The organism is Streptomyces sp. NPDC050423 (assembly GCF_040655445.1).
Taxonomy (GTDB): domain Bacteria; phylum Actinomycetota; class Actinomycetes; order Streptomycetales; family Streptomycetaceae; genus Streptomyces.
This window is the reverse complement of sequence record NZ_JBFAJY010000004.1, coordinates 56,676-81,517: the sequence shown is the minus strand read 5'-3', so window position 1 is coordinate 81,517 and position 24,842 is coordinate 56,676. Positions and strand designations below refer to the sequence as shown.

The 24,842-nt window shown below is 71.5% G+C and carries 22 protein-coding genes and 1 pseudogene; 13 read left to right on the top strand and 10 right to left on the bottom strand.

Annotated elements, in window-relative coordinates; genetic code table 11:
* Positions 1-2,133, bottom strand: coding sequence for a prolyl oligopeptidase family serine peptidase (locus tag AB0I52_RS04765; protein WP_363068917.1), 2,133 nt, complete (start codon positions 2,131-2,133; stop codon positions 1-3).
* A 164-nt stretch (positions 2,134-2,297) separates the two neighbouring features.
* Between AB0I52_RS04765 and AB0I52_RS04760 the strand changes: the two genes are divergently transcribed.
* From AB0I52_RS04760 to AB0I52_RS04725, 8 genes are all read left to right on the top strand, one after another.
* Positions 2,298-2,492 carry a hypothetical protein gene (locus AB0I52_RS04760; protein WP_073736631.1) on the top strand — a complete coding sequence of 65 codons (195 nt, stop codon included), beginning with the start codon at positions 2,298-2,300 and terminating at the stop codon, positions 2,490-2,492.
* A gap of 84 nt (positions 2,493-2,576) precedes the next feature.
* The gene (gene mshB / locus AB0I52_RS04755; protein ID WP_363068914.1) at positions 2,577-3,476 is read left to right on the top strand and encodes an N-acetyl-1-D-myo-inositol-2-amino-2-deoxy-alpha-D-glucopyranoside deacetylase; all 900 of its coding nucleotides are present in this window, start codon (positions 2,577-2,579) and stop codon (positions 3,474-3,476) included.
* Positions 3,473-3,916 carry a DUF6113 family protein gene (locus AB0I52_RS04750; RefSeq protein WP_363068912.1) on the top strand — a complete coding sequence of 148 codons (444 nt, stop codon included), beginning with the start codon at positions 3,473-3,475 and terminating at the stop codon, positions 3,914-3,916. Before mshB ends, AB0I52_RS04750 begins: the two co-directional genes overlap by 4 nt.
* A gap of 419 nt (positions 3,917-4,335) precedes the next feature.
* Entirely contained in the window at positions 4,336-6,387 is a 2,052-nt protein-coding gene (locus tag AB0I52_RS04745; RefSeq protein ID WP_363068910.1) for a hypothetical protein, read from the top strand.
* A gap of 252 nt (positions 6,388-6,639) precedes the next feature.
* Positions 6,640-7,578, top strand: coding sequence for an ABC transporter ATP-binding protein (locus AB0I52_RS04740; RefSeq protein ID WP_363068908.1), 939 nt, complete (start codon positions 6,640-6,642; stop codon positions 7,576-7,578).
* Positions 7,572-8,327 carry an ABC transporter permease gene (locus AB0I52_RS04735; RefSeq protein ID WP_363068906.1) on the top strand — a complete coding sequence of 252 codons (756 nt, stop codon included), beginning with the start codon at positions 7,572-7,574 and terminating at the stop codon, positions 8,325-8,327. Before AB0I52_RS04740 ends, AB0I52_RS04735 begins: the two co-directional genes overlap by 7 nt.
* A 14-nt stretch (positions 8,328-8,341) precedes the next feature.
* Positions 8,342-9,505 (top strand): sensor histidine kinase, encoded by a 1,164-nt coding sequence (locus AB0I52_RS04730; protein ID WP_363069144.1) that lies wholly within the window; start codon positions 8,342-8,344, stop codon positions 9,503-9,505.
* Positions 9,502-10,113, top strand: a complete 612-nt coding sequence (locus tag AB0I52_RS04725; protein ID WP_363068904.1) for a response regulator transcription factor — start codon at positions 9,502-9,504, stop codon at positions 10,111-10,113. The genes AB0I52_RS04730 and AB0I52_RS04725 overlap by 4 nt, the downstream gene beginning before the upstream one ends.
* A 99-nt stretch (positions 10,114-10,212) precedes the next feature.
* Here AB0I52_RS04725 and AB0I52_RS04720 read toward each other — a convergent pair whose 3' ends face one another.
* A complete protein-coding gene (locus tag AB0I52_RS04720) occupies positions 10,213-10,914 on the bottom strand; it encodes a response regulator transcription factor (protein ID WP_363068902.1) in 702 nt (233 codons plus the stop codon).
* Positions 10,911-12,128 carry a sensor histidine kinase gene (locus tag AB0I52_RS04715; RefSeq protein WP_363068900.1) on the bottom strand — a complete coding sequence of 406 codons (1,218 nt, stop codon included), beginning with the start codon at positions 12,126-12,128 and terminating at the stop codon, positions 10,911-10,913. Before AB0I52_RS04715 ends, AB0I52_RS04720 begins: the two co-directional genes overlap by 4 nt.
* 133 nt (positions 12,129-12,261) lie before the next feature.
* Between AB0I52_RS04715 and AB0I52_RS04710 the strand changes: the two genes are divergently transcribed.
* The 3 genes from AB0I52_RS04710 to AB0I52_RS04700 all read left to right on the top strand — a co-directional run bounded on the left by AB0I52_RS04710 (position 12,262) and on the right by AB0I52_RS04700 (position 15,612).
* Positions 12,262-13,170, top strand: a complete 909-nt coding sequence (locus AB0I52_RS04710) for an ATP-binding cassette domain-containing protein (RefSeq protein WP_363068898.1) — start codon at positions 12,262-12,264, stop codon at positions 13,168-13,170.
* Positions 13,167-14,021, top strand: coding sequence for an ABC transporter permease (locus tag AB0I52_RS04705; RefSeq protein WP_363068896.1), 855 nt, complete (start codon positions 13,167-13,169; stop codon positions 14,019-14,021). Before AB0I52_RS04710 ends, AB0I52_RS04705 begins: the two co-directional genes overlap by 4 nt.
* A 214-nt stretch (positions 14,022-14,235) precedes the next feature.
* Positions 14,236-15,612, top strand: a complete 1,377-nt coding sequence (locus AB0I52_RS04700) for an alpha-amylase family protein (RefSeq protein ID WP_363068894.1) — start codon at positions 14,236-14,238, stop codon at positions 15,610-15,612.
* A gap of 91 nt (positions 15,613-15,703) precedes the next feature.
* On the opposite strand, the gene AB0I52_RS04695 is transcribed toward AB0I52_RS04700, so the two are convergent.
* Together AB0I52_RS04695 and AB0I52_RS04690 are read right to left on the bottom strand one after the other, a co-directional pair.
* Positions 15,704-16,693 carry a L,D-transpeptidase gene (locus tag AB0I52_RS04695; protein WP_363069142.1) on the bottom strand — a complete coding sequence of 330 codons (990 nt, stop codon included), beginning with the start codon at positions 16,691-16,693 and terminating at the stop codon, positions 15,704-15,706.
* A gap of 169 nt (positions 16,694-16,862) precedes the next feature.
* A complete protein-coding gene (locus AB0I52_RS04690) occupies positions 16,863-18,662 on the bottom strand; it encodes a coagulation factor 5/8 type domain-containing protein (RefSeq protein ID WP_363068892.1) in 1,800 nt (599 codons plus the stop codon).
* 298 nt (positions 18,663-18,960) lie between these two features.
* On the opposite strand from AB0I52_RS04690, the gene AB0I52_RS04685 reads away from it, so the two are divergent.
* Entirely contained in the window at positions 18,961-19,635 is a 675-nt protein-coding gene (locus tag AB0I52_RS04685) for a methyltransferase domain-containing protein (RefSeq protein WP_363068890.1), read from the top strand.
* Positions 19,636-19,702: 67 nt separating this feature from the next.
* Here the strand turns inward: AB0I52_RS04685 and AB0I52_RS04680 are convergent, their stop codons facing one another.
* Together AB0I52_RS04680 and AB0I52_RS04675 are read right to left on the bottom strand one after the other, a co-directional pair.
* A complete protein-coding gene (locus AB0I52_RS04680; protein ID WP_363068888.1) occupies positions 19,703-20,260 on the bottom strand; it encodes a TetR family transcriptional regulator in 558 nt (185 codons plus the stop codon).
* A gap of 15 nt (positions 20,261-20,275) precedes the next feature.
* Positions 20,276-20,854, bottom strand: a complete 579-nt coding sequence (locus tag AB0I52_RS04675; RefSeq protein WP_363068886.1) for a sugar O-acetyltransferase — start codon at positions 20,852-20,854, stop codon at positions 20,276-20,278.
* A gap of 85 nt (positions 20,855-20,939) precedes the next feature.
* Between AB0I52_RS04675 and AB0I52_RS04670 the strand changes: the two genes are divergently transcribed.
* Entirely contained in the window at positions 20,940-22,142 is a 1,203-nt protein-coding gene (locus AB0I52_RS04670; protein WP_363068884.1) for an MFS transporter, read from the top strand.
* On the opposite strand, the gene thrS is transcribed toward AB0I52_RS04670, so the two are convergent.
* The 3 genes and pseudogenes from thrS to AB0I52_RS04655 form a co-directional block, all read right to left on the bottom strand.
* A complete protein-coding gene (thrS, locus tag AB0I52_RS04665) occupies positions 22,132-23,445 on the bottom strand; it encodes a threonine--tRNA ligase (RefSeq protein WP_363069140.1) in 1,314 nt (437 codons plus the stop codon). The two genes, AB0I52_RS04670 and thrS, sit on opposite strands and share 11 nt — an antisense overlap.
* A gap of 145 nt (positions 23,446-23,590) precedes the next feature.
* Positions 23,591-24,304, bottom strand: a complete 714-nt coding sequence (locus AB0I52_RS04660) for a class F sortase (RefSeq protein WP_363068882.1) — start codon at positions 24,302-24,304, stop codon at positions 23,591-23,593.
* 147 nt (positions 24,305-24,451) lie between these two features.
* Positions 24,452-24,842 (bottom strand): annotated as a pseudogene (locus AB0I52_RS04655) (hypothetical protein); the annotation flags it as partial.

The following is a 24,842-nucleotide window of genomic DNA, read 5'->3' as shown; positions in this document are numbered from 1 at the left end:
CTACGCCGGGCCCGCCAACGACCGCTTCAGGAAGTCCACCTGGAGCAGCAGCAGGTTCTCCGCCACCTTCTCCTGCGGGGTCATGTGGGTCACCCCGCTCAGCGGCAGCACCTCGTGCGGGCGCCCCGCGGCGAGCAGCGCCGACGACAGCCGCAGCGTGTGCGCGACCACCACGTTGTCGTCCGCGAGACCGTGCACGATCAGCATCGGCCGCTCCTGCTCGGCGGCGTGCGACAGTCCCTCGTCGGTGACCAGCGAGTTGTACGCGTACACCTCGGGCTGGGTGGCCGGGTCGCCCAGGTAGCGCTCCGTGTAATGGGTGTCGTAGAGCCGCTGATCGGTCACCGGGGCGCCCACGACCGCCGCGTGGAACACGTCGGGCCGCCGCAGCACGGCCATGCCCGCCAGGTAGCCGCCGTACGACCAGCCGCGGATGGCCACTCGCTCCAGGTCCAGCGGGAACCGCTCGGCGAGCGCGTGCAGCGCCTCGACCTGGTCGTCGAGGGTGAGGGTCAGGTCGTGCTTGACCGCCTTCTCCCAGCCGGGTGAACGGCCCGGGGTGCCCCGGCCGTCCGCGACGACCACGGCGAAACCCTGGTCCGCGAACCACTGCGAGGTGAGATGTGTGTTGTGGGTGGCGACCACCCGGCGGCCGTGCGGCCCGCCGTACGGATCCATCAGAACCGGAAGCGGACCATCCGATTCCTTGTATCCGGTGGGGAGCAGCACGGCGCACGGAATCCGCCGTGCGCCCCCTTCGGTGAACTGCGCCCGGACGGACAGCACCGGCCGCTCCGCGTGGTCCGCGACGGTGGCGATCCGCTTCCCGTCCCGGAGTACCTGAGCGGTCGCTCCCGGCCGGTCCGGGAAGGTGGAGAGCAGTACCGTCACCCCGCCCGCCCGGACCGCGGAATGCACGCCCACGCCCTCCGAGACCCGCTCCACGCCCAGCTCGTTGACCCGGTAGACATGGCTCTCGCCGATCTCCGGCACGGCCGCCCGCTCACCCGCCGTCGCCGTCACCAGGATGTCCGAGCCGCCGATGTCCAGGACCGACCGGATCTGCAACTGCGCCCCGGTCAGCGGCCGGTCGCCGGCCGCGAGGACCCGCGCCCCGCCCTCGTCCGCGATCCGTACGAGCCGCCCGTCCGGCGCCCACGCCGGCACCCCCGGGAACAGGTCCAGCCAGACCGGGTCCTCGTCGACGTGCACCGTCCGGGTCGTGCCGGTCTCCGGGTCCACCGCGAGATGGAGCTGGCTCTGCTGGTCACGGGCCTGCACGAGCAGCAGCGGCGCCCCGTCCGACGACCAGTGCACCCCCGCCAGATACGGGAACCGGGCCCGGTCCCACACCACTTCGGTGCGCTCCCCGGCCAGGTCCACCACGAAGAGCTGGACCACGGCGTTGGGCGTCCCGGCCGCCGGGTACGCGATCTCGGCCGGCTTGCGCTCCGGGTGTGCCGGGTCGGCGATCCACCACCGCCGCACCGGGCTGTCGTCGACCCGGGCGACGAGCAGCCGGTCCGACTCGGGCGACCACCAGAAGCCCCGCGAGCGCTGCATCTCCTCGGCCGCGATGAACTCCGCGAGGCCGTAGGACACCTGTGCGTCCTCGGGCTCCGCGAGCGCCCTGTCGTCCTCGCCGCCGGCGCCCACGACGCGCAGCGCCCCCTTGGACACGTATGCGATGTGTCGTCCGTTCGGGGAGGGGCGCGGATCGATCACCGGACCGGGCACGGGCAGCGCGCGCGCCCCTCCCGCCCGCAGGTCCGCGACGTACACCTTCCCCGAGAGCGCGAACGCCGCCAACTCGGCCGCCGCGTCCACCGCGTAGCCCACGACCCCGGACGACCCCTCGCGGCTCCGCTCGCGCCGGGCCCGCTCCTGCACCGACAGCCGCTCGGCCGAACCGCCCAGCAGCACCGCCGGATCGGCCACCACCCGCTCCCGCGGTGCCCCGTCGCCGGCCAGGTCCAGCACCCAGAGCCGGCCCGACCGGTCGGTGCCCGAGCCCGAGCGCAGGAAGATCACCCGCTCACCATCGGGTGACACGGTGAACGCGCGGGGTGCGCCCAGGGTGAAGCGCATCGTCCGGGCCAACTGGAGCGGAAAGGTGATCTCTGACGAAGTCATGTGCCGAACCTATCGGCCGCCCCTCGCCCGTGCGCCCCTCGTGCTGCTGTGCCCCGATCAATGCCTTGCCACAGATAGTTATGATCCGTAGCGCTCGGTGGGTATGAACCTGCTGGCTCCATGCGTGCTGCCCGTCCCGACCCCACTGATGGAGGTGAACCGCCGTGGCACTCTCGATTTCGGCGGTGGTGCTGCTGGCGATCGTCGTCTTCCTGCTGGTCCGGAAGTCCGGACTGAAGGGCGGACATGCGGTGGTCTGCATGCTGCTCGGTTTCTATCTCGCCAGCTCGTCCATCGCGCCCACGATCTCCGAGGTGACGACGAACGTGGCGGGCATGATCGGAGGGCTCAAATTCTGACAGCGGCAACCGTCCGCGGTTCGTCGGCGCCCGGCGCGCGGGCGCCGTCGGCCATCGGGGCCGTCGGCTCGTAGGGTGGTCCCCATGACGGACCTTCCCGCCCGGCGTCTGCTCCTGGTGCACGCGCACCCCGACGACGAGTCGATCAACAACGGCGCCACCATGGCCAGATATGCGGCCGACGGCGCCCTGGTCACCCTGGTGACCTGCACGCTCGGCGAGGAGGGCGAGATCATCCCGCCCGAGCTCGCGCACCTCGCGGCCGACCGGGACGACTCCCTGGGCCCCTGGCGGCAGGGTGAACTCGCGGCGGCGATGAAGGCGCTGGGGGTCACCGACCACCGCTTCCTCGGCGGCCCCGGCCGGTTCCGCGACTCCGGAATGATGGGCGCCGAGCAGAACGACCGCCCCGGCGCCTTCTGGTCCGCCGACGTGGACGAGGCCGCCGGGTGCCTCGTGGAGGTGATCCGCTCGGTCCGCCCCCAGGTCCTGGTCACCTACGACCCCGACGGGGGCTACGGGCACCCCGACCACATCCAGGCGCACCGCGTCGCCACACGGGCCGCCGAACTGGCCGCCGACCCCGCCTGCCGCGCGGGCTCCGGCGCCCCGCACCGGATCGCCAAGATCTACTGGAACCGGGTGCCGCGCACGGTCGCCGAGGAAACCTTCGCGCACCTGCGGGCCACCGCCCCCGACGCCTTCCCGGGCATCGCCGCGATCGACGACGTACCCGGTGTGGTGAACGACACCCTGATCACCACCGAGATCGACGGCACCCGCCACGCGGAGGCCAAGACCGCGGCGATGCGGGCGCACGCCACCCAGATCGCGCTGAGCGGCCCCTTCTTCGCCCTGTCCAACGATCTGGGCCAGCCCGTCCTCACCACCGAGTACTACGAGTTGGTGAGCGGCACCCCGGGCGCCGCGCCGGGGACGCGGGAACACGATCTCTTCGCCGGTGTGACGGGAGCGGACCAGTGAGCAGCAGGCAGCGGGCCGCACGGACCAACGCACCTCCGAGGGACATTCCGGCCACCGGTATGGCCGCTCCCCTCAACCCCCGCCGGATCGCCGCCCTGCTGGGCCTCGCGGTCCTCGGCGCGGCCGTCGGGATCGCCGGGACACTGGTCCAAGCCGCCTGGTTCCCGGGCGGATTGCTGCTCACGCTGCTCGCGGCCGGCGGTCTCTTCTACGGCGGCCGCGTCCTCATGGGTACACAGCCCGGCGCCCTGGCACCCGCCGCGGGGTGGCTGGTTTCGGTCATTGTTCTGCTGGGCGGACGCCCTGAAGGCGACTATGTCTTCGGTGATGAACTGGGCCTCGCCCTCTTCATGCTGGGCGGGATGGTCGTCGCTGTGATCTGTGCCACCATGTCGCGGGCACCCCGACCGGGTGCCGACAGCGGCCGGCCTGGCAAGTAATGTGCCACGTCCGATCCCGTAATGCCCCTTGTCCGTCCGGGGGGTGCGCAGTCGTTTCCCCCGGTCGCGGGGTGTCTGTCGGCCGCGGCCAGTAAGGTGGTTCGCGCGCCGAGCCGTCCCCTGCCCTGCGGCATGGGGGAGAGTACGGGCGGCGGAGCCAATCGGGAGAACCTGCTTTGAGTCGTGAAACTGACAGTTCGTCCTCCGGGCCCCAGAGCCGCGGGGGAGCCGCGTACCCCTCGGGTACGCCGCCGTACGGATCACGCCAGTATCCGTCGCTGCACCCTTCGCAGGATGCCCCGGAGGAGACCCCGGAGCCTGCGGATCCGCCCCAGCCCGAAGAGCCGAGGACGGAGACGACGCTGACGACGCGTATCCGGATCAACATCCCCGGCTCGCGTCCCATCCCGCCGGTTGTCATGCGTACGCCCATGAGCGACGCGGACGCCGGCCCCGGCAACGAGCGCACCGGCAGCATCCCGCGTCCGGGCCCCGCCGCGTCGTCCAACGGTGCGCAGGGGATTCCCGCCGCACCGCGGTCCGAGGCCAGGGACGGGTCCGCCCCCGCGGCGGAGCCCGCTGCCGAGAAGCCGGCCCGGGAGAAGAGCGGCAGCGACTGGTTCGCGCCGCGCAAGGCCCCCGCCGGCGGCCCGGCCGACACGTCCGCGAACGGTTCGACGGGCAAGCCGTCGTCCGGCGACGGTACGAACGGTGCGGGTTTCTCCGCCACCGGTCCGGGGGGTGGTACGAACGGTGCGGGTTTCTCCGCCACCGGTCCGGGGGGTGGTACGAATGGTGCGGGCTTCTCCGCCACCGGTCCGGGGGGTGGTACGAACGGTGCGGGTTTCTCCGCCACCGGTCCGGGGGGTGGTACGAACGGTGCGGGTTTCTCCGCCACCGGCCCCGGCGGCCGGGCGGACGGTCCGGGAGCCGGCCGGGTCACCCCGCCCACCGGCCCGCGCACCGATCTGCCGTACTTCTCGGACGGCCCGCAGCGAGCGGGCGAGCCGGGCGCGCCCGGCCCCGACGAGTCCGGCGCGGACGGCCCCGGCGGGCCGCGCGCCACGCCGAACCTCGGTATCCGCCCGCCGGGCCCGTCCGGACCCACCACGGGACCGGCCGGCGGCACCTCCCCGCTCACCCCGAACCTCGACGGACCGGGCCCCTTCGGCTCGGGACCGGGCGGACCGGGCGGACCGCAGGCCCCCGGTGGCGTACCGCCGCGGATGTCCGACGACACCGCGATCCTCACGCCGCAGTTCCCGGCCCCCGGCTCGGGCTCCGGCCCCGGCTCGGGGGACAACGTCTCCGGTGACACGCTGACCAGCGGCATCCCCGTGGTGCCGTCCGAGCGCCGCAACCCGGGGTCCCCGTCGCCGTTCCAGGGTCCCGATCTCACCCCGCGGATCCCGGACAACCCGATGGGCACCGGACCGGCCGGCCCGGGCGGGTTCGCCGCCCAGACGCCCGAGCCCGCCGCGCGCACCGCTGCGGAGCCCGCATCGGCGAAGGCCCCGGCGAAGAAGGGCCGTTCGAAGCTGGTCCTGCTCTGCGTGGCCGCCGTCTGCCTGCTCGGGGTCGCGTACGGCGCCGGGCTGCTGATGAACCACTCCGACGTCCCCAAGGGCACCACCGTCCTCGGCGTCGACATCGGCGGCGGCACGAAGGAGGACGGTGTCGAGAAGCTGGACGCCGCTCTCGGTGAGCGGGCCAAGGCCCCGCTCCAGCTGAGCGTGGACGGCAAGGAGACGAAGCTCGCACCGGACAAGGCCGGACTCGCCCTGGACAGCCAGGCGACCGTGCGCTCCGCGGCGGGCAGCGACTACAACCCGGTCTCCGTCATCGGCTCCCTCTTCGGCGGCAAGCGTGACATCGACCCGGTGATCCCCGTCGACACGGAGAAGCTCGGGGTCGCACTGACCGACCTGGCGGGTGCCTCCGGCTCGGCCGGCGACGGCGCGATCAAGTTCGTACCGGGCAAGGCTGTCCCCGTACCGGGCAAGGCGGGCAAGGCGCTCGACGTCAACCAGTCGATGGGCTCGGTCCGGGACGCCTACCGCGCCCAGGTGGAGACGGGCAGGGCGGCCACCGTCGAACTGCCGGTCACCACCCGCGAGCCCACCATCGGCCAGGCCGAGCTGGACCGGGCGATGAAGGCCTTCGCGGAGCCCGCGATGTCCGGCCTGATCACCATCAAGGCCGGGCCCAAGCTGATCCAGTTCGGGCCGGACAGGTCGCTGCCGAAGATCCTCTCGATGGCGGCGGTCGACGGCAAGCTCGTCGACCAGTACGACAAGAAGGCCATCGACACCCTCTGCGAAGGCGTCTTCGACGGCATCATGATCACCAAGAGCGACGGTACGAAGCACCAGCTCAGCGCGGACGACGTGGCCCTCGCCATGAAGGGCGCGCTGGTGGGCCGGACCCCCGCCGAGCGGACCGTCACGATCGACCTCGGCGGCAACGGCTGACACCGCCCCGCACAGCACCACAAGCGCAGCACGCACGAAACACAGCACCACCAAGCGCAGCACAGCACGACAGAGGCACCGCCCCCGGACCGGACCCCCGGCCGGGGGCGGTGCCGTCTCCGGCCGTCCCTGAGGTCCCCGGCACACGGCGCCGCCGCGGCGGCCGTCACACGTACGGCATGACATCTGTCATGCCGGATTCACGACCCGTGACCCTGCCGGGCGCGCACCCCGTTCCGCCAGGCTGGACCCATGACAACGACAGCTCCCGAAGTCACCGAGGCGAAGACCGCCGTGGTCAGCTTCGACCGGGTCAGCAAGGCTTACGGCGAGGTGCGTGCGGTGGACGGGCTCACTCTCGACCTGCACCCCGGCGAGACCGTGGCGCTCCTCGGACCCAACGGCGCGGGCAAGTCCTCCGCCCTCGATCTCCTGCTCGGCCTGCGCACGGCCGACTCCGGGACGGTCCGTCTCTTCGGTACGACCCCGCAGGCGGCCATCGCGGCCGGCCGCGTGGGCGCGATGCTGCAGACCGGCGGCCTGATGGAGGACGTCACGGTCGAGGAACTGGTCGGACTCGTCTGCGATCTGCACCCCAGGCCCTACCCGGTGACCGAGGTGCTGGCGCGGGCCGGTATCGCGTCGATCGCCGGCCGCATGGTCAACAAGCTCTCGGGCGGGCAGGAGCAGCGCGTACGGTTCGCGCTCGCCACCGCCGGGGCCAACGACCTGATCGTGCTCGACGAGCCGACCACCGGGATGGACGTCACCGCCCGGAAGGCCTTCTGGGCCACCATGCGTGAGCAGGCCGACCAGGGCCGGACCGTCCTGTTCGCCACCCACTACCTCGAAGAGGCCGACGCCATCGCCGACCGCGTGCTCGTCCTGCACAAGGGCCGGATCCTCGCCGACGGCACCGCGGCCGAGATCAAGGCCAGGGCAGGAGCCCGCCGGATCTCCTTCGAGCTGGAGGGCCCGCTCGACGAAGAGGCCCTGCGCGCCCTGCCGTTCCTCTCCACGCTCGACATCACCGGCCGCCGGGTCCGTATCCAGTCGCACAACGCCGACGCGACCGTGCACGCCGTCTACGGCCTCGGCCTCTACCCGCGCGAGCTCGAAGTCGCGGGGCTCGGACTGGAGCAGGCCTTCGTCGCCATCACCGAGGCCGAGGAGGCCAGGACCGCATGCTGAATTTCCTCTCGTGGTCGCTGATCAGGCTCGAAGTGACCCGCACCCTGCGGAACAAGAAGTTCATGTTCTTCTCGATCATCTATCCGTCGGTGCTCTACGTGCTGATCTCCAGCACCCAGAACACCACCGACAAGGTGCCGCACACCGATCTGACCCTCCAGTCCTTCTTCATGGTCTCGATGGCTTCCTTCGGCGCGCTGACCGCCGTCCTGATGGGCAACAGCGAGCGCATCGCCAAGGAGCGTGAGAAGGGCTGGGTCCGCCAGCTCCGGCTGACCGCGCTGCCCAGCCGCGGCTACGTCCTGGCCAAGATCGCCAGTGCCGCGATCGTCACCCTGCCCTGCATCGTGGTCGTCTTCCTCGTCGCCGCGTCCGCCAAGCACGTACGGTTCGACCTCTGGCAGTGGCTGGCCCTGACGGGCCTCATCTGGGCCGGTTCGCTGGTCTTCGCCGCCCTCGGGGTCGCCCTCGGCTACGTCGCCAGCGGTGACGCGGTCCGCCCGATCACCATGATCATCTACTTCGTGCTCTCGATCCTCGGCGGCCTGTGGATGCCCACCTCGACCTTCCCGCAGTGGATCCAGAACATCTCCGAGTGGCTGCCCACCCACGCGTACGCTGCACTCGGCCAGGCCGTCGAGATGGGCGGCGCGCCGCACGGCAAGGACATCGCCATCCTCTGCGTCTACTTCCTGCTCTTCGCGGGCGGTGCGGCCTGGCTCTACCGGAAGGACACCCTGAAGGCGTGAAGGTAGAAGACGAGATGTCCGTGGGCATCGGGCGCCCGCCGGGTGATCGCAGACAGGTGGGGATCAAGAGCCTCTGGATCGGCGTCTGGCTCGCCTTCATGAGCGCGCCGATCAAGGACCTCGTCGACGGTGACCACACCCCGTGGGCGACCGTGCTCGGCGCCCTCGGACTGGTGGTCTTCGTCGGCTGCTATCTGGTCCTCGTCTTCCGTCCCTCGCCGAAGATGCTCAGCCCGGTACAGGTCCGGGTCGTGCTCGCCTTCCTCAGCGCCCTCGCCGTCACGCTGTCCCTGACGCTCGGCAGCCCGTGGCTGGTCCTGTTCGTGTACGTCTCGGTCTGCGCGGGGGCCGCGCTGCCCCTGCGGACCGCCCGTTGGCTGATCCCCGTCGCCGCTGCCGTGCTTGTCGCCATCGGCCTGGCCGGTGACCACTCCCGCGAGATCATCACGGCGCTGGTCTTCCCGGCGCTGCTCGGAGGTTTCTCGATGACCGGCATCCGGCAGATGATCCTCACCACCATCCAGCTCCGCGAGGCCCGCGCCACCGTCGCCCAGCTCGCTGCCAACGAGGAACGGCTGCGACTGGCCCGGGATCTGCACGATCTGCTCGGCCACTCCCTCTCCCTGATCACCCTCAAGAGCGAACTGGCCGGGCGGATGCTCCCCGACCACCCGGATCAGGCGGCCGCGCAGGTCGCCGACATCGAACGGGTCAGCCGGCAGGCCCTGGTGGACGTGCGCAGCGCTGTCACCGGCTACCGCCGGCCGACCCTCCCCGGCGAACTGGCCGGTGCCCGCACCGCGCTGGCCGCCGCCGGAATCACGGCCGACATTCCGGCCGAGCCGCCCGAGCACCTCCCCGAGAAGCAGGAGGAGGTGCTCGCCTGGGCGCTGCGGGAAGCCGTCACCAACGTCGTACGCCACAGCGGCGCCCCGAACTGCACGGTCACCCTCGCCCCGCGCCAGACTCTGGACGGGCGGGTCCTCGAACTCACCGTCGCCGACGACGGCCGCGGCGCCTCCGGTACGACGCCCGGCAACGGCCTCACCGGCATCGCCGAGCGCCTCGCCACGGTCGACGGGACGCTGACCACCCGGGCCACCAACTCCCGTTCCGGGAGAGGCTTCACCATCGCCCTCAACGTGCCGCTCGAATCCGGCCTAGGATCCGGGGAATGAGCATGATCAGACTCCTCCTCGCCGAGGACCAGTCCATGGTGCGCGAAGCCCTGGCGGCGCTCCTCGGCCTGGAACCCGACATCGAGGTCGTCGCGCAGGTCGCCCGCGGTGACGAGGTGCTGGCCGCGGCCAGGGAACACGAGGTCGACGTGGCCCTCCTGGACATCGAGATGCCCGGCATGACGGGCATCGACGCGGCGGCCGAGCTGCACCGAGAACTCCCGGACGTCAAGGTCGTCGTCGTCACCACCTTCGGCCGCCCCGGCTACCTCCGCCGTGCGATGGAGTCGGGCGCCGACGCGTTCCTGGTGAAGGACGCCCCGGCGTCCCAGCTCGCCGAAGCGGTACGCAAGGTGCTCACCGGCGAGCGCGTCATCGACCCGACCCTCGCGGCCGCCGCACTCGCCGACGGGGCCAGCCCGCTGACCGACCGGGAGCGCGAGGTGCTGCGCACGGCGGCGGACGGTTCGACCAATGCGGAGATCGCCGCGGTGCTGTACCTGTCCCAGGGCACGGTCCGCAACTACCTCTCGATGGCGATCCAGAAGATGGCGGCGCGCAATCGGGCGGAGGCGGTCCGGATGGCGCGGGAGAAGGGCTGGCTGTAGCGGGGAGTTCCGGGGAGTGGGGCAGTACGGGTGTGCCGGGAACGGAGGCTCCGTCCTGGAGCCGTCCGGGGCTCCGCACCCCCTCCCGGACCCCGCATCTCAATCACCGGCGGGGCTCGGACCGCCCGGGGTCACCAGTCCCGCCTCGTAGGCGATGATGACCAGCTGCACCCGGTCCCGCGCGTCGAGCTTCGCGAGCAGCCGGGTCAGATAGGTCTTCGCGGTGGCGACACTGATGAACAGCCGCTCCGCGATCTCCGCGTTGGACAGCCCGCAGCCGACCAGCACCAGCACCTCGCGCTCCCGCTCGGTGATCGCGGTGAGCGGCCGCCGCGGCGACGCGGAGGCGGGGCGGCCCGCGAACTCCTTGATCAGCCGCCGGGTGACGCTCGGGGCGATCAGGGCGTCCCCGGCCGCCACCACCCGGACCGCCGCCAGAATGTCGTCCAGCGCCATGTCCTTGACCAGGAATCCGGCCGCACCGGCGCGCAGCGCCCCGTAGACGTAGTCGTCGTCGTCGAATGTCGTCAGGACCAGCACATGCGCGGTACCGGTCTCCGCGGCGATCCGCTCGGTGGCCTCGATGCCGTTCAGCCCCGGCATCCGGATGTCCATCACGACGACATCGGGGGCCAGTTGCCCGGTCAGCCGCACCGCCTCGTCGCCTGTCCCGGCCTCGCCCACCACCTCCAGGTCGGGGATGTCGGCGATGACCATGCGCAGCGCGGCCCGCACCAGCGGCTGGTCGTCGGCGAGCAGCACCCGGACCGGGGCCGGGGCCGTTCCGTCCCGGTCGCTCATGCCGCTTCCTTCCCGGGCACCGGCAGCCGGGCCGTCACCCGGAAGCCGCCCTCCGGGCGCGGGGCGGCGGTGAACTCGCCGTGCAGCAGGGCGACGCGCTCGCGCATACCGATCAGCCCGAACCCGGTGTCCGCGGCCTTGCCGGGGCCCCGGCCTCGGTCCGCGACCTCGATGCCGAGCTCCTCGGGGCCGTACTCGACGGACACCCGGCAGGAGCCGGTCGCGGCGTGCCGGACCACGTTGGTCACCGACTCCTGGATGATGCGGAACGCCGACAGGTCGATGTCCGGGGGCAGCGGCCGCCGTTCACCCCGCCACCGCACCTCGACCCGGACCCCGGCCGCGGTGGTGGCCCGCGCCAGCCGGTCGACGTCCGCCAGCCCCTCCGCGGGGTGCAGCGGCGCCGCCTCCCGCTCCGGACCCTCGGGCACCGGCCCGTCCCGCCGCAGCGCACCGAGCATCCGGCGCAGCCCCGACAGCGTCTCCCGGCCCGCTGTCTCCACCGCGCTCATCGCCTCGCGGGCGGCCTCCGGCTGGGTGTGCACGACCCGGGCCGCCGCACCCGCCTGGAGGGCGATGATGCCGACGCTGTGCGCGACCATGTCGTGCATCTCGCGGGCGATGCGCAGCCGTTCGGCGATGACCGCCTGTTCGGCGGCCCGTGCGGCCAGACTCTCGCCGTGCCGGCGGGTTTCGTACGCCGAGCCGCCCACCAGCCAGGCGACGACCGCGGTCAGGGCGACGACCAGCTCCGCCGACGTACCGACGCCCCACCCGGACAGCAGCCGGACGGTCAGGAAGCCGGCAAGGACGCCGAGTGCCATCAGGAGGGCGACGAGACCGGTCCGGCGCGATCGGGTCGCGGCGATGAAGTACAGCGCCACATCGGCGGCCAGGAACTGGGCGAGCGGAATCTCCCCCACGCTCAGCGAGAACGTGGCGAGCGTGGCGGCACCCAGCACCAGCGCCAGGCCGCTCAGCGGACGCCGCTCCATCACCACGCAGCCGCCCGCCGCCAGGGCGGTGGCGAGCAGCTGGGTCAGCAGACCGTCCCACCGGTAGAGCAGCATCCCGGGCCGGACGGAAGGTTCGAACTCCCCGGGCAGCCGCACCCGCACGAGGAAGGTGAGCAGCACGCCCGCGTACCAGGCGACCCCCACCCACCAACCCGGCGGTACGCGCTTGAGCAGGGGAACGGAGGGTGAGTGGGACATGCGCCGATCGTAACCACCGCCCCCCGGTCCGGCATCGGACCACGGTTGTACACCCACGGTCGACACCCGGCTCCGGCAGGTGTCAGCGGCGGTCCGATGACGAACGGGGTCGGCGGGCGGCACCGTTGGGACCGTGATCGAAGTCAACGGACTGACCAAGCGATACGGCGCCGCCACCGCCGTCAAAGACCTCACGTTCACCGTACGGCCGGGCGAGGTGACCGGCTTCCTCGGACCCAACGGGGCCGGCAAGACCACCACCCTGCGGATGCTCCTGGGCCTGGTCGAGCCCACCGCCGGAACGGCCGCCCTCCGGGGCCGGCCGTTCCGCGACCACCCGCGCGGACTGCGCCACGTCGGCGCCCTCCTCGACGCGGGCGACGTCCACGGCGGCCGCACCGCCCGCGCCCACCTCGCCATGCTGGCCCGGAGCAACGGCATTCCGCGCGCCCGGGTGGACCACCTGCTCCAGGAGGTGGGCCTCGCCGGGGCCGGCCGCCGTCGCATCGGCGGCTTCTCGCTCGGGATGCGCCAGCGGCTCGGCATAGCCACCGCATTGCTCGGCGACCCCCCGGTGCTGCTCTTCGACGAACCGCTCAACGGCCTCGACCCGGAAGGCGTGCTCTGGGTCCGCGGGCTCTTCCGGCGGCTCGCCGGCGAGGGCCGCACGGTGTTCGTCTCCAGCCACCTGATGACCGAGATGGAGCACACCGCCGACCGGCTCGTTGTCATCGGCCGCGGCGAACTCATAGCCGCCCAGAGCCTGTCCGCGTTCGCAGCCCGGGGCACCCGGCTGAGCGTGACCGTGGGCACGCCCCACACCGCCGCCCTCACCCCGCTGCTCACCGCCGAGGGCGCCTCGGTGGTCCCGGACGGCGACCGGCTCACGGTGACCGGCCTGACCGCCGCCCGGATCGGTGAACTCGCCTTCCGGCACCGCGTCCAGCTGCAAGAACTCACCACACTCAGCGCTTCGTTGGAGGAGGCGTTCATGGAACTCACCGCAGACAGCGTCGAATACCTCGCAGGAGACCCCCGATGACCACGGCGACGACCGTACCCGCAGGCCGCGTCACCGATGAGGAGCCCCGCGCCCGCTTCGGTGACCTGCTGGCCGCCGAGTGGCTCAAGATGTGGTCGCTGCGCTCGACCCCCTGGCTGTACGTGATCACCGCGCTGGCCGTCATCGCGTTCAACGCCGGTACGGCGTACGACCACTACAAGTACTGGTACGAGTACGACGGACAGAGCCGCACCTCGTTCATCGCCAACGGCATTCCGCTCGTCGACGCCTTCACCGCGAACTCCGCCATGGTGCTGGTCCTGGCCCTGGCCGCGATCGGCGCCGTGTCGGTCACCGGCGAGTACGGCACCGGCCTGATCCGCACCACGTTCACCGCCGTCCCGGCCCGGCGCCCGGTGATGGCCGCCAAGGTGCTCGTCCTCGCCTCGGTGACCACCGTCTTCGGGGCGCTCGTCGCCGCCGCCTCGTTCGCCTCGACCCAGGCGATACTCGCCGGCCGGAACGCCTCGGTCTCCCTCGACCACCCGGACGCCCTGCGCGTCATCGTGGCCTCCGCGCTGCTGGCCCCGGTGGCCGCGCTCGCCGGCCTCGCGATCGGCACGGCGATCCGCCACACCGGGGGCTCCGTCGTCGCCTGCGTGGTGGTGCTGCTCCTGCTCCCTGTGGTCCTGAGCGCACGCCGTCATCCGACGGCGGTGCTCCTGCACACCCTGCCCTTCAGCGCGTGGGACCGGCTGACGAGCACGGACATGCAGCGCTCCAACGAACTCTTCCCGTGGACGACCGCCGGGGCCTGGACGGTCTACGCTCTCTGGGCGGTGGCGGCAGGCGCGGTGACGGTGTTCGCGGCGCACCGCCGGGACCACTGACCACGGGCGACCGCGCGGCAGACCCACTCCGCCCGACTCCTCAACCCGCCTTCCCTGCAAGTAATTTCAGAAACATGCTGGAAATTCTTGCGTGACCTCTTGACGTGTTCATCACTGGAACGGCAGGCTCCGAACTCCCCCCACGGTGGCCAGGCGCGTGGCTGCCCACGCCGGGTACGGGCTCCGCCCGTACCCGCGACCGAAGGAGCCGCAGATGAGTTCCCGCGCCGCTCGCGCGACCCTGGCCGGACTGCTCGCAGCCGCCGGTATCACTGCCCTCGCCCCCTGGACCTCCCAGGCGACCCCACCGGGCGACAAGACCGTCACCGCCACCCTGTTCGAGTGGAAGTACGACGCGGTGGCCCAGGCCTGTACGGACTCGCTCGGTCCGGCCGGCTACGGCTACGTCGAGGTCTCGCCCGCCTCCGAGCACATCCAGGGCGACCAGTGGTGGACCTCGTACCAGCCGGTCAGCTACAAGATCGCCGGACGCCTCGGTGACCGCGACGCCTTCGCGTCGATGGTGGAGAGCTGCCACTCGGCCGGGGTGAAGGTCGTCGCGGACGCCGTCATCAACCACATGTCGTCAGGTTCCGGCACCGGGACCGGCGGCACGGAGTACTCGAAGTACGACTACCCCGGGTACTTCCAGGACCAGGACTTCCATGCCTGCCGCAAGGACATCAGCAACTACGGCGACCGCAACGACGTCCAGACCTGCGAGCTGGTCGGCCTGGCAGACCTCGACACCGGCAGCGACGCCGTCCGTTCGACGATCGCCGGCTACCTCTCCGACCTGCGCACCATGGGTGTCGACGGCTTCCGCATCGACGCCGCCAAGCACATGGCGGCCGATGACATCGCCGCCATCAAGGGCAAGATGGCAGACCCGGGCTTCTGGGTCACCGAGGTCATCTACGGCGGCGGCGAGGCCGTGCAGCCCGACGAGTACACGGGCGTGGGCGACGTCGACGAGTTCCGCTACGGCGGCCACCTCAAGAGCGCGTTCCAGGGCGGCGGCGTCACCGGCCTGAAGAGCATCGCGGACGGCAAGCTGGCGAGCGCGAATGCCCGTACGTTCGTGGACAACTGGGACACCGAGCGCAACGGCTCCACGCTGACGTACAAGGACGGCGCGGCCTACACCCTGGCCAATGTCTTCATGCTGGCCTCGCCCTACGGCTCCCCGAACGTCTTCTCCGGCTACGAGTGGTCGGACAAGGACGCCGGCCCGCCGAACGGCGGCGCGGCCGCCTGCGGCGGCGACGGCTGGACCTGCACCCACGCGCAGACGGCGATCACCGGCATGGTCGGCTTCCACAACGCCACCGAGGGCGCCGAGCTGACCGACTGGTGGGACAACGGTTCCTCCGCCCTCGCCTTCGGCCGCGGCGACAAGGGCTTCGTAGCCATCAACAACGGCGACGACACCCTCCAGGAGACGTTCACCACCTCGCTCCCGGCAGGCACTTACTGCAACGTGGCCCAGGCCTCCCCGGACGCCTGCGACGGCAACACCGTGCAAGTCGGTGACGATGGCACCGTGACGGCCGCCGTCCCGGCGAAGGGCGCGCTGGCCCTGCACGCCTGAGCCACGCGGACAGCGGACAACGGACAGCGAACCGCCCGGACGGCAGGGTCCGAGACCCTGCCGTCCGGGCGGAACGCTCAGCGGACACGCCCTAGAGGGCGGCCGTGGTCCGCTCGCCGCTCGCGCTTCCGGCCAGCCACTGCGACCACGACAGGTTGAAGGAGGCGTAGCCGTTGTCGGCCGACGCCTTGGCGCGCGGGGAGCCGGTGACCGTGACGGGGTCGCCCTGCTTGACCTGGCCGTAGAACCACTTCGCGTCGGAGAGCGAGAGGTGGACACAGCCGTGCGAGCCGAGAGCGCTGCCGCTGCCCGGGTTGGTGTCACCGGTGGAGAAGTGGACGTAGGTGCCCGACTGGGTGAGGTGGATGTCCCAGGGCAGGGTCAGGTCGTAGTAGTTCGCATCGCCCTTGTTGCAGCTGATGCCGACGCTGCAGGAGGTCATGTGGACCTTCTCCTGCTTGTCGATCACCGCCATCGTGCCGTTCCACGTCGGGTACTCGGCGCTGCCCGCGTTGATGGAGAGCGTGCGCACCGGGGCGCCGTTACGGGTGACCTTCATGGTGTGGGCGGTGACCGAGGCGTCGGCCCGGACGTCGTCCCCGATGGTGAAGGAGTGGGTGTAGGGGTGGGTGCCGTAGCGGCCGCTGCCGTTGGAGACGTACTTCAGATCGGCGTCGAGCCGCACCTTGGTGCCGGACTTCCAGTACTCCTGCGGACGCCAGTCGACCCGCTTGTCGCCCATCCAGTGCCAGGCACCCGCGGTGGGCACCGAGGCGGAGACCTTGAGGTGCTTCTCGATGTTCTTGTGGGCCGAGGCGGCGACCGGGTTGGTGAAGACCACGGAGATGGGCATGGCGACGCCGACGGTCGCCTTGTCGAGCGGCGCGATCGAGTCCAGCAGCATCGGCGGACCCGTGGGGTGCGTGGGTGACGGGTGGGCACTCGCGGAGGCACTCGCTCCGCCCTTCCCGCTGTCGCCGGCACTGTCCGAGGCCGACGACTTGCCGCCGCACGCGCTCGTGCCCGCCAGTACCGCACTCACCAGCAACGCGATCCCTATAACGCCCTTGCCCCGCCGCATGTCCTGCTCCACTCGCGTCACTACTTCAAGGATTCAACATTTATAGAGACATGGAGCCGGGCGGAGCGGTTGCGGGCGGCGCGTAAAGCGCGTGCCAAGTTCGCGGTCCCGCGCACACGAAGGGCCGGACCGCCTGTCGGCGGCCCGGCCCTTCGCACGGCTTGCCTTCCTACGGGAAGGACACCACCTGGGACGGGACGGTGTCCGTTCCCGACGTGGGTGATCCGGTGTTGTTGATGACGTGTTCGTACTGGCCCTGGCCGCCGAGGGAGACGACGAGCAGGTCGTGGAACTTCACTCCGGGCTTCACCGGTGCTTCGAAGCCGTGGTCCTGGCGGATCGTCGGGTCCACGTTGAAGTAGCAGTAGCTGCCAAGGCCCCAGCCCTCGTGGGTGGTCACCGAGTCGTCGACCTTGTAGGCCGCGAACCCCTTGGTGTCACCGTTCTGGACGGCGGCCTGGTTGGGGGCGTCGTACGCCTTCTCGTTCTGGAAGAAGATCGTCTTGCCGTTCTCGCCGGACCAGCGCACGTCGTACTTGTTGAAGTGCTCGACGAACAGTCCGGTCGCCAGGACGTTGTCGCCGTTGACCTGGAGGCCGTAGTCGGAACGGTTGGTGTCCCAGCCGACGCCCTCGCCGTGGTCCGCGCGCCACAGCCAGGTGTGGTCGATGATCGTGTCGTTGCTGTTGATCACCATGCCGGTGGTGGCCTTGCCGGCTCCCGCGCCCCCGACCCGGACGAACACGTCCTGCAGCGACGTCGGATTGTCCGCGTGGCTCGCGGACGCGCCCTCGGGGCCGACCTCGATCAGCGAGTCGGAGTTGGCGGTACCGGCGTCGACGAGCAGGCCGGCGAGCTTCACGCCGTCCACGTCACCGACCTTGATCGCCGTGACCCCGTTGTCCGGGATGATCGTGGCCAGGCCCAGACCGAGCGCCACGGTGTTGGCGCGGTCGATGTTGATCGTCCGGTCGACGTGGTAGACGCCGGGCGTGAACAGGAGGTGCAGACCCTGGTCCACCGCCGCGTTGATCGTCTCGGCGGTCGCGCCGGGCTTCACCACGTAGAACTGGTCCAGCGGGATCGACTCGCCCTTCGGCGTGCCGTTGGCCCACGAGACGCCGCGCGCGTTGGTGCGCTTCTCGGGGACGAACACCTTGTAGTCGTCGCCGTCCAGATACAGGAACGGCTTCTCGCGGGAGACCGGGGTGTTCTCCAGTGTGGTGTACGGGGGCTCCGGGAAGCTCTGGGCGGGGGCGCCCTCGACGCCGGAGAACGTCATGTTCCAGACGCCGTTGCCCCAGCCGCCGACCGAGCTGTCGCGGGTGTACCACTGCTGCTGCGAGTACGGGCCGACCTGGCCGTCGATCTTGCTGTCGGCGATGTACCCGCCGCTCGCCCAGCCGTAGCCGTTCGGTGCGAGGTTGAGTCCGCCCTTGACGTGCATCCGGCGGAACGGGGCGGCCTGCGAGACGGCCCAGCGGTCGGTGCCGTTCACCGGGTTGAGCGCCAGGTTCTCCGCCGAGCGCCAGAAGTTCTGCGTGGCGTTCCCGTCGAACCAGCCCGCGTCGACGGTCACATCACCGTTGAACGTGGTGTCGTCCGGGTTCAGCCCGAGCCCGGCGATCGAGGTGTAGAACCCGATCTGCGCGTTGAGGTTGTTGTACGTGCCCGGCTTGAACATCAGCGCGTAGCGGCCGGTGCCGAACTGCGCCGACTCCTGCTGCTTGAACACCTCGTCGACCTTGGCCTGGATGTCAGGCATCGACGGGTCGAACACCATGACGTTCGGGCCGAGGTCGCCGCCGCCCTCGATGGCCCGCGCGTCCGCGCCGAAGGCGCTCTGCGCGGTGGGGACGGCCATGAGGAGCGAAACGGCGAACGCGGCGAACCCGAACGTCCGGGTGCGGCGCCTGCGACGGGGTGCGGTGGGGGGTGTCGTGGGGGTGTCCGTGGGGGGAACATGCATAGACGTACGTCTCCTGAGTCGTGGTACGGGTGACACGACGAGCTTCTCGGAGAGCGCTCTGAGAGCGCTCTCCGACGGGAGTTGATGGTTCCGGGGTCACCCGGGAAACGTCAAGAGGTGTGCGTCAGGAGCCTCACCCGATCCGGCTGTGCGCAACAATTAACGTCAGTGGAACGGCAATTGACCCGTTCTGCGCTCAGTTCCGGGTGCCGTTGACTTTAGGAGTTGATGTTCGTCGGGGCGGCGGGCGTCCTGCGCGTCGGTCAGTGCCCGCGGACACGGCATAGGATCGTGTGCCGTGACTGTTCTTCCTCCGCTGACAGCGACCCGGGCCTACTACGACACCGTGGCCGAGGAGTACACCGGACGGGTGACGGGTGCCTTCGCGGAGGATGTGTGGGGGCGCGCGATGCTCGGCGGGTTCGCGGAGGAGGTGCGGGCCGACGGCGGGCTGCCGGTTGCCGATCTCGGCTGCGGACCGGGGCATGTGACGGCGTATCTGGACGGCCTCGGCCTCTCCGTGTTCGGCGTGGACCTGTCGCCCCGGATGGTGGACATCGCCCGCCGGGCCCGTCCCGGGCTGCGGTTCGAGGTGGGCTCGATGGGGGCGCTCGACCTCCCGGACGGTGAGCTGGGGGGAGTTGTCGCCTGGTGGTCGATCCTTCACACACCTCCCGGCCTGCTGCCGGAGCTGTTCGCGGAGTTCCACCGGGTGCTGGCCCCGGGCGGCCGGCTGCTGCTGGGGTTCCACGCGGGGCAGGACGAGCCGTACACGGGCCCCGAGCGCGACGGCGGAGTGTCCTACGACATCCATCTGCTGTCGCCGGACCGGGTCGGCGAGCTGCTGGTCCGGGCCGGATTCGTGTCCACGGCGCGGATGCTGGGCGAGGGGAAGCGGTGGCCGTGGGCGTGCCTGGCCGGCCGACGGCCCGCCGTCGCCAGTGCTGCCCCCGCGGATTCCGCCGGATCCTGATCCGGGCCGCGGACCTGGCCGGCACCTTGGTCAGGTGGGGTGCCGGCCAGGGGTCTAGTGGTGCGGGTCAGGGGCTCCCGCTTCCGCCCTTCGTGATGCGGGCGATCGCCTCGACGGTCAGGGCGCGGTCATGCGGTTCGGTCTCCAGGGCGCGGTGGATGGACAGGCCCTCGATCAGCGCGTCGAGCTGTCGGGCCGTCGCCGGGTCGAAGTGCCATTCGAGTGCCCGGCGGCTCCGGCGCATCCACTCCCGGGTCAGTTCGCGGTAGGCGGGCTTCCGGGCCGCGAGGGTGTACAGCTCGTGGGTGAGGACCAGTTCGCGCTGGTTGCCGCTGGACAGGTGGTGGACGAGACCGGCCACCGCCTCCCGTGCCTCGTCGGGCGTGTTCGCGGCGCCGAGACGCTCCTCGAAGACGGCGACGATGCTGCCGGAGAAGCGGATGAACGCCTCCCGCAGCAGCTCGTCCATGCCGCCGAAGTGATACGTCATCGATCCGAGCGGCACCCCGGCGCGGGCGGCGACCTTGCGGTGCGACGTCCCGGCGACCCCCTCCTCCGCGATCAGGTCGAGCGCGGCGGTGATGATGCGCTCCCGCCGCTCGGGGTCGTTCCTTCCGGTCGCCACGGTGCTTCCTTTTTTCTAGATCGAGCGGATCACCCGGGCCGGATTGCCCACGGCGACCACGTTGGCGGGGACGTCCTTCGTCACGACGGCTCCGGCGCCGATGACGCTGTTGTCCCCGATGGTCACCCCGGCGAGCACGATCGCTCCGCCGCCGAGCCAGACATTGTCGCCGATCGTGATCGGCTTGGCCGCTTCCAGCTTGTCCCGGCGCGGCTCCGGGTCCACCGGGTGGGTCGGGGTGAGCAACTGTACGTTCGGCCCGATCTGGCAGTCGCGGCCGATGGTGATCGGGGCCACGTCCAGGGCGGTGAGGTTGTAGTTGATGAACGTGTCCTCGCCGACCGTGATGTACGTGCCGTAGTCGACGTACAGCGGCGGCCGGATATGCGCACCCGCGCCGACCCCGCCGAGGAGTTCGGCGACGACGGGCTGCGCGGTGTCGGCGTCCTCCGTGTACGCCGCGAGGTACCGGGCGGCGAGGCGCACGGCACGCTGCTGGGCCTTTGCGATGTCCGGGTCGTCGGAGACGTAGAGGTCTCCGGCGAGCATCCGCTCGTGGTTGGTACGGGAGTCCCCCGCGAAGTGGTCCGTCATGCGTACGATCGTACACTCTGGGCGTACGATCGTACGCTCCTATCGTTCCCCTTTCTCCGACCCGTCTGCTGAGGCCCCCGCTGACATGGATGCCGCTACCCGCCGCTGGCGCACCGCACTGTTTCTCTTCATGCTCGCCGCCGGCACCGGAATGGCGTCCTGGGTGGCCCGCACCCCGGCCGTCCGGGACGGGCTCGACGTGTCCACCGGCTCGATGGGCCTCGTGCTGTTCGGGCTGTCCACCGGTTCGATGGCCGGCGTCACGGCCTCCGGCCCGCTCGTCCGCCGTTACGGGGGCCGGGTCGCGATCAGCGTCGGCGCGTCGCTGATCGTCGCCGGGCTGCTGGTCGTCGCGGCGGGCACGAGCCTGTCCCTGGCGGGCGGGGTGTTCTGCGGACTGGCCCTGTTCGGGGGCGGGATGGGGCTGGCCGAGGTCGCGTTCAACATCGAGGGCGCGGCCATCGAAAGCGTCATCGGCCGGCCCGTCCTGCCGGTGCTGCACGGCTGCTTCAGCCTCGGCACCGTGGTCGGGGCGCTGCTGGGGATGGGGCTGACCGCGGCCGCCTTCCCCGTCGGATGGCACCTGACGGTCGTCGCGGTGCTCATAACAGCCGCCGCGGTCCGGGCCGTCCGCGCGATCCCGCACGGCACGGGCAAGGAGGCGGCCGGCACCGCCGGACCGGGCGGGTGGCAGGGCCAGTTCACCGTGTGGCGGGACCGGCGGCTCGTCCTCATCGGGATGATCGTGCTGGCCATGGCCTTCGCGGAGGGGGCCGCCAACGACTGGCTGCCGCTGCTCATGGTGGACGGCTACGAGGTGAGCGCCACCGCCGGCTCGCTGACCTTCCTGGTCTTCGCCTCCTCGATGACGTTGGGCCGCTTCGCCGGCGGCCCCCTCCTGAAGCGCTTCGGCCCTGCCCAGGTCGTCCGGATCAGCGCGGTCGTCGCCGCGCTGGGCCTGGCGGTGGTGATCGTTGCGCCGAGCCCGGTGATGGCGGGCGCCGCCACGGTGCTGTGGGGGCTGGGCGCCTCGCTCGGATTCCCGGTCACCGTGTCCGCGGCGGGTGACCACCCACACGACGCGGCGGCACGGGTCGGCGCGGTCTCCACCGCGGGCTACGTCGCCTTTCTCGTCGGCCCGCCCGCGCTCGGCTTCCTCGCCGACCACATCGGACTCCGGCTCACGATGACCGTCGTCCTCGCCCTGCTGATCCTTGCCTCGACCCTGGCCGGGGCACTCGGGTCCGGCCGCCGCGCCGGTACGGAGGCCGCGCCGGTCACTCCCTGAGGGCTGCCCCGTCCCACAGCGCGGTGCTGTGCGCCGCGACGAGTGCGCCGATCCGGGCGAGCGCCTCCCCGGCCGGCTGCGGGTCGAGGCGCCGGCCGTCGCGCAGGCGCAGCGCGACGCGGTCGTCAGCGGCCTCCGCGGCGCCGAGCACCGCCTGGTACGGGACGAGGCGGGCCTCCCTGATGCGGGCGCCCAGGCTGCCGCGCTCCCGGCCGCTGACCTCGGCGCGCAGCCCGAGTACGGCGCAACGGCGGGCGAGATCCTCGGCGTTCGGCAGTTCGGCGTCCGAGACCGGGAGGATCACGACCTGGGTGGGGGAGAGCCAGCCGGGGAACGCGCCGCCGTGCTGCTCGATGAGGTGGGCGACGGCCCTCTCCACACTGCCGATGATGCTGCGGTGCACCATGACCGGCCGGTGTTTCGCCCCGTCCGCGCCGATGTAGTGCAGATCGAACTGTTCGGGCTGGTGGAAGTCGACCTGGACGGTGGACAGGGTCGACTCGCGGCCCGCCGGATCGGCGACCTGGACGTCGATCTTCGGACCGTAGAACGCGGCCTCGCCCCCGGCGCGCTCGTACGGCAGCCCGGACGCGTCCAGGACCCCGGTCAGCAGCGCGGTGGAGCGCTGCCACATCTCCGGCGCGGCGACGTACTTCCCGCCGGGCCCCGGCAGGGAGAGCCGGAAGCGGGCCGGGCGGATGCCGAGTGCTTCGTAGGCCCGGCGGATCATGTCGAGCGCGGCCCGCGCCTCGTCGGCGACCTGGTCCAGGGTGCAGAAGATGTGCGCGTCGTTCAGCTGGATGGCCCGCACCCGGGTCAGCCCGCCGAGCACCCCGGAGAGCTCGGAGCGGTACATGCCGCCCAGCTCGGCCATCCGCAGCGGGAGTTCGCGGTAGCTGTGCGAGCGGGAGCGGTAGATCACCGCGTGGTGCGGGCACAGGCTCGGCCGCAGGACGACCTGCTCGCCGCCCAGGTCCATCGGCGGGAACATGTCGTCGCTGTAGTGCGACCAGTGCCCCGAGATCTCGTACAGCTCCCGCTTGCCGAGCACCGGCGAGTACACGTGCCGGTAGCCCGCCAGCCGCTCGGCGCCGCGGATGTACTCCTCCAGGGTGTGCCGCAGCGCCGCGCCGTCCGGCAGCCAGTACGGCAGCCCCGCGCCGATCAGCGGGTCGGTGTCGAACAGCTCCAGCTCGCGGCCGAGCTTGCGGTGGTCGTGCATGGCGGTCTCCTCGTGGACGAGGGGCGAGTCACCGCAAGCAGAAGCCCCGGGGCACTCGCCCCGGGGCTTCGGACTGGTCAGCAGTCAGCGCGCCGGGACACTCTCCGGCGTCGTCGTCATAGCGGCACGCTTCATGCGGGGGACGCTAGCAAAACCCCCGGCGCCCGGCGCGGGGTTTTTCGCGCGGGGGACCTGAGCCCGGCGGCCGCCTTCCCGACAGCGGTCATCAGCCCTTCTTGGACGAGTCGAGGTGGGCGAACACGACCACGTTGTCCTCGTAGTCCTTGACGGTCTTGTTGTAGTTGCCGCCGCACGTGATCAGGCGCAACTGGGCGTCCGGGGTGTCGGCGTACACCCGCTTGTCGGGGAACTTCGCCTTGCTGAACGTCTCGACGGTGTCGACCTTGAACGTGGCCACCGTGCCGTCCGTGCGCGTGATGTCGACGGAGGACCCGGGCTGCAGGAACCGCAGTTGCAGGAAGATCGCGGGACCGGTCGTCGTGTCCACGTGGCCCGCCACGATCGCGGCCCCGCGCTCGCCGGGCGTCACACCGTCCTTGAACCAGCCGGCCAGGTTCTTGTCGTTCGGGGGAGGGACGTCGAGCCGGCCCGAGGTGCCGATCGACAGGGGGGTGAACGGCGCGTCCACCGCGATGGCCGGGATCCGCAGCCGCTTCGGTACGGAGCGGGGCAGGGACGGTCCCGGGGCCGCCGTCTCCGGGGCGGCGGAGGACGCGGCGGGGGCGGGGGCCGGGGCGGCGGGCGCGGCGGCCGAGGGTGGGGCGGGTGGTTTGTCGTCGGCCGGGGAGCCGAAGGAGTTGTAGATGAGGAGCATGCCGAGCCCGGCGGCTGCGGCGGGCCAGAGCAGGGCGCGGCCGAGCGTGATGGATTCGGAGGCAGTCCGGGAGGAGGGTGAACCGGGCGACTGCGGGGCGGCCATGGGAACGAGCCTTTCGTCTGCGCGGGACAGCGGTGGCGTGGATGGGGTGCGGGTGCGGGGACGCGGGGGAAAACGAAGGCGCCGCGGCCGCCGTCCGGAGGGACGGCGGCCGCGACAGTGGTGCGACCGGCCGGCAGTGCGGTCGGGTCAGGCCATCGCGCCGCCCGTCGACTGGCGGCGACGCAGCTTGTACGCGCCGACGCCGACGCCACCGAGCAGCAGCAGCGAACCGGCCGCCAGACCACTGCCGGTCATGGCCATCGCGCCGCCACCGGTGTGCATGCCGCCGCTGGGCTTGTCCTTCTTCCAGCCCTCGTCGTCCGACTTCGACGACTTGCCGCCCTCGTCGTTGCCGGGCTGCCATTCCTTGGCGACGGTCATCGACAGGGCGCCGCCACCGGTGTGCATGCCGCCGCGGGGCTTCTCCTTGTCCTCGTCCTTGTACTTGCCGCCCTCGTCGTTGCCGGGCTGCCATTCCTTGGCGACGGTCATCGACAGGGCGCCGCCACCGGTGTGCATGCCGCCGCGGGGCTTCTCC

Excerpts from the sequence above, each read along its gene's own strand:
- AB0I52_RS04765 (WP_363068917.1), bottom strand. The coding sequence starts at position 2,133 with ATGACTTCGTCAGAGATCACCTTTCCGCTCCAGTTGGCCCGGACGATG.
- mshB (WP_363068914.1), top strand. The coding sequence starts at position 2,577 with ATGACGGACCTTCCCGCCCGGCGTCTGCTCCTGGTGCACGCGCACCCC.
- AB0I52_RS04745 (WP_363068910.1), top strand. The coding sequence starts at position 4,336 with ATGCGTACGCCCATGAGCGACGCGGACGCCGGCCCCGGCAACGAGCGC.
- AB0I52_RS04740 (WP_363068908.1), top strand. The coding sequence starts at position 6,640 with ATGACAACGACAGCTCCCGAAGTCACCGAGGCGAAGACCGCCGTGGTC.
- AB0I52_RS04735 (WP_363068906.1), top strand. The coding sequence starts at position 7,572 with ATGCTGAATTTCCTCTCGTGGTCGCTGATCAGGCTCGAAGTGACCCGC.
- AB0I52_RS04730 (WP_363069144.1), top strand. The coding sequence starts at position 8,342 with ATGTCCGTGGGCATCGGGCGCCCGCCGGGTGATCGCAGACAGGTGGGG.
- AB0I52_RS04725 (WP_363068904.1), top strand. The coding sequence starts at position 9,502 with ATGAGCATGATCAGACTCCTCCTCGCCGAGGACCAGTCCATGGTGCGC.
- AB0I52_RS04720 (WP_363068902.1), bottom strand. The coding sequence starts at position 10,914 with ATGAGCGACCGGGACGGAACGGCCCCGGCCCCGGTCCGGGTGCTGCTC.
- AB0I52_RS04715 (WP_363068900.1), bottom strand. The coding sequence starts at position 12,128 with ATGTCCCACTCACCCTCCGTTCCCCTGCTCAAGCGCGTACCGCCGGGT.
- AB0I52_RS04705 (WP_363068896.1), top strand. The coding sequence starts at position 13,167 with ATGACCACGGCGACGACCGTACCCGCAGGCCGCGTCACCGATGAGGAG.
- AB0I52_RS04700 (WP_363068894.1), top strand. The coding sequence starts at position 14,236 with ATGAGTTCCCGCGCCGCTCGCGCGACCCTGGCCGGACTGCTCGCAGCC.
- AB0I52_RS04695 (WP_363069142.1), bottom strand. The coding sequence starts at position 16,693 with ATGCGGCGGGGCAAGGGCGTTATAGGGATCGCGTTGCTGGTGAGTGCG.
- AB0I52_RS04690 (WP_363068892.1), bottom strand. The coding sequence starts at position 18,662 with ATGCATGTTCCCCCCACGGACACCCCCACGACACCCCCCACCGCACCC.
- AB0I52_RS04675 (WP_363068886.1), bottom strand. The coding sequence starts at position 20,854 with ATGACGGACCACTTCGCGGGGGACTCCCGTACCAACCACGAGCGGATG.
- AB0I52_RS04670 (WP_363068884.1), top strand. The coding sequence starts at position 20,940 with ATGGATGCCGCTACCCGCCGCTGGCGCACCGCACTGTTTCTCTTCATG.
- AB0I52_RS04660 (WP_363068882.1), bottom strand. The coding sequence starts at position 24,304 with ATGGCCGCCCCGCAGTCGCCCGGTTCACCCTCCTCCCGGACTGCCTCC.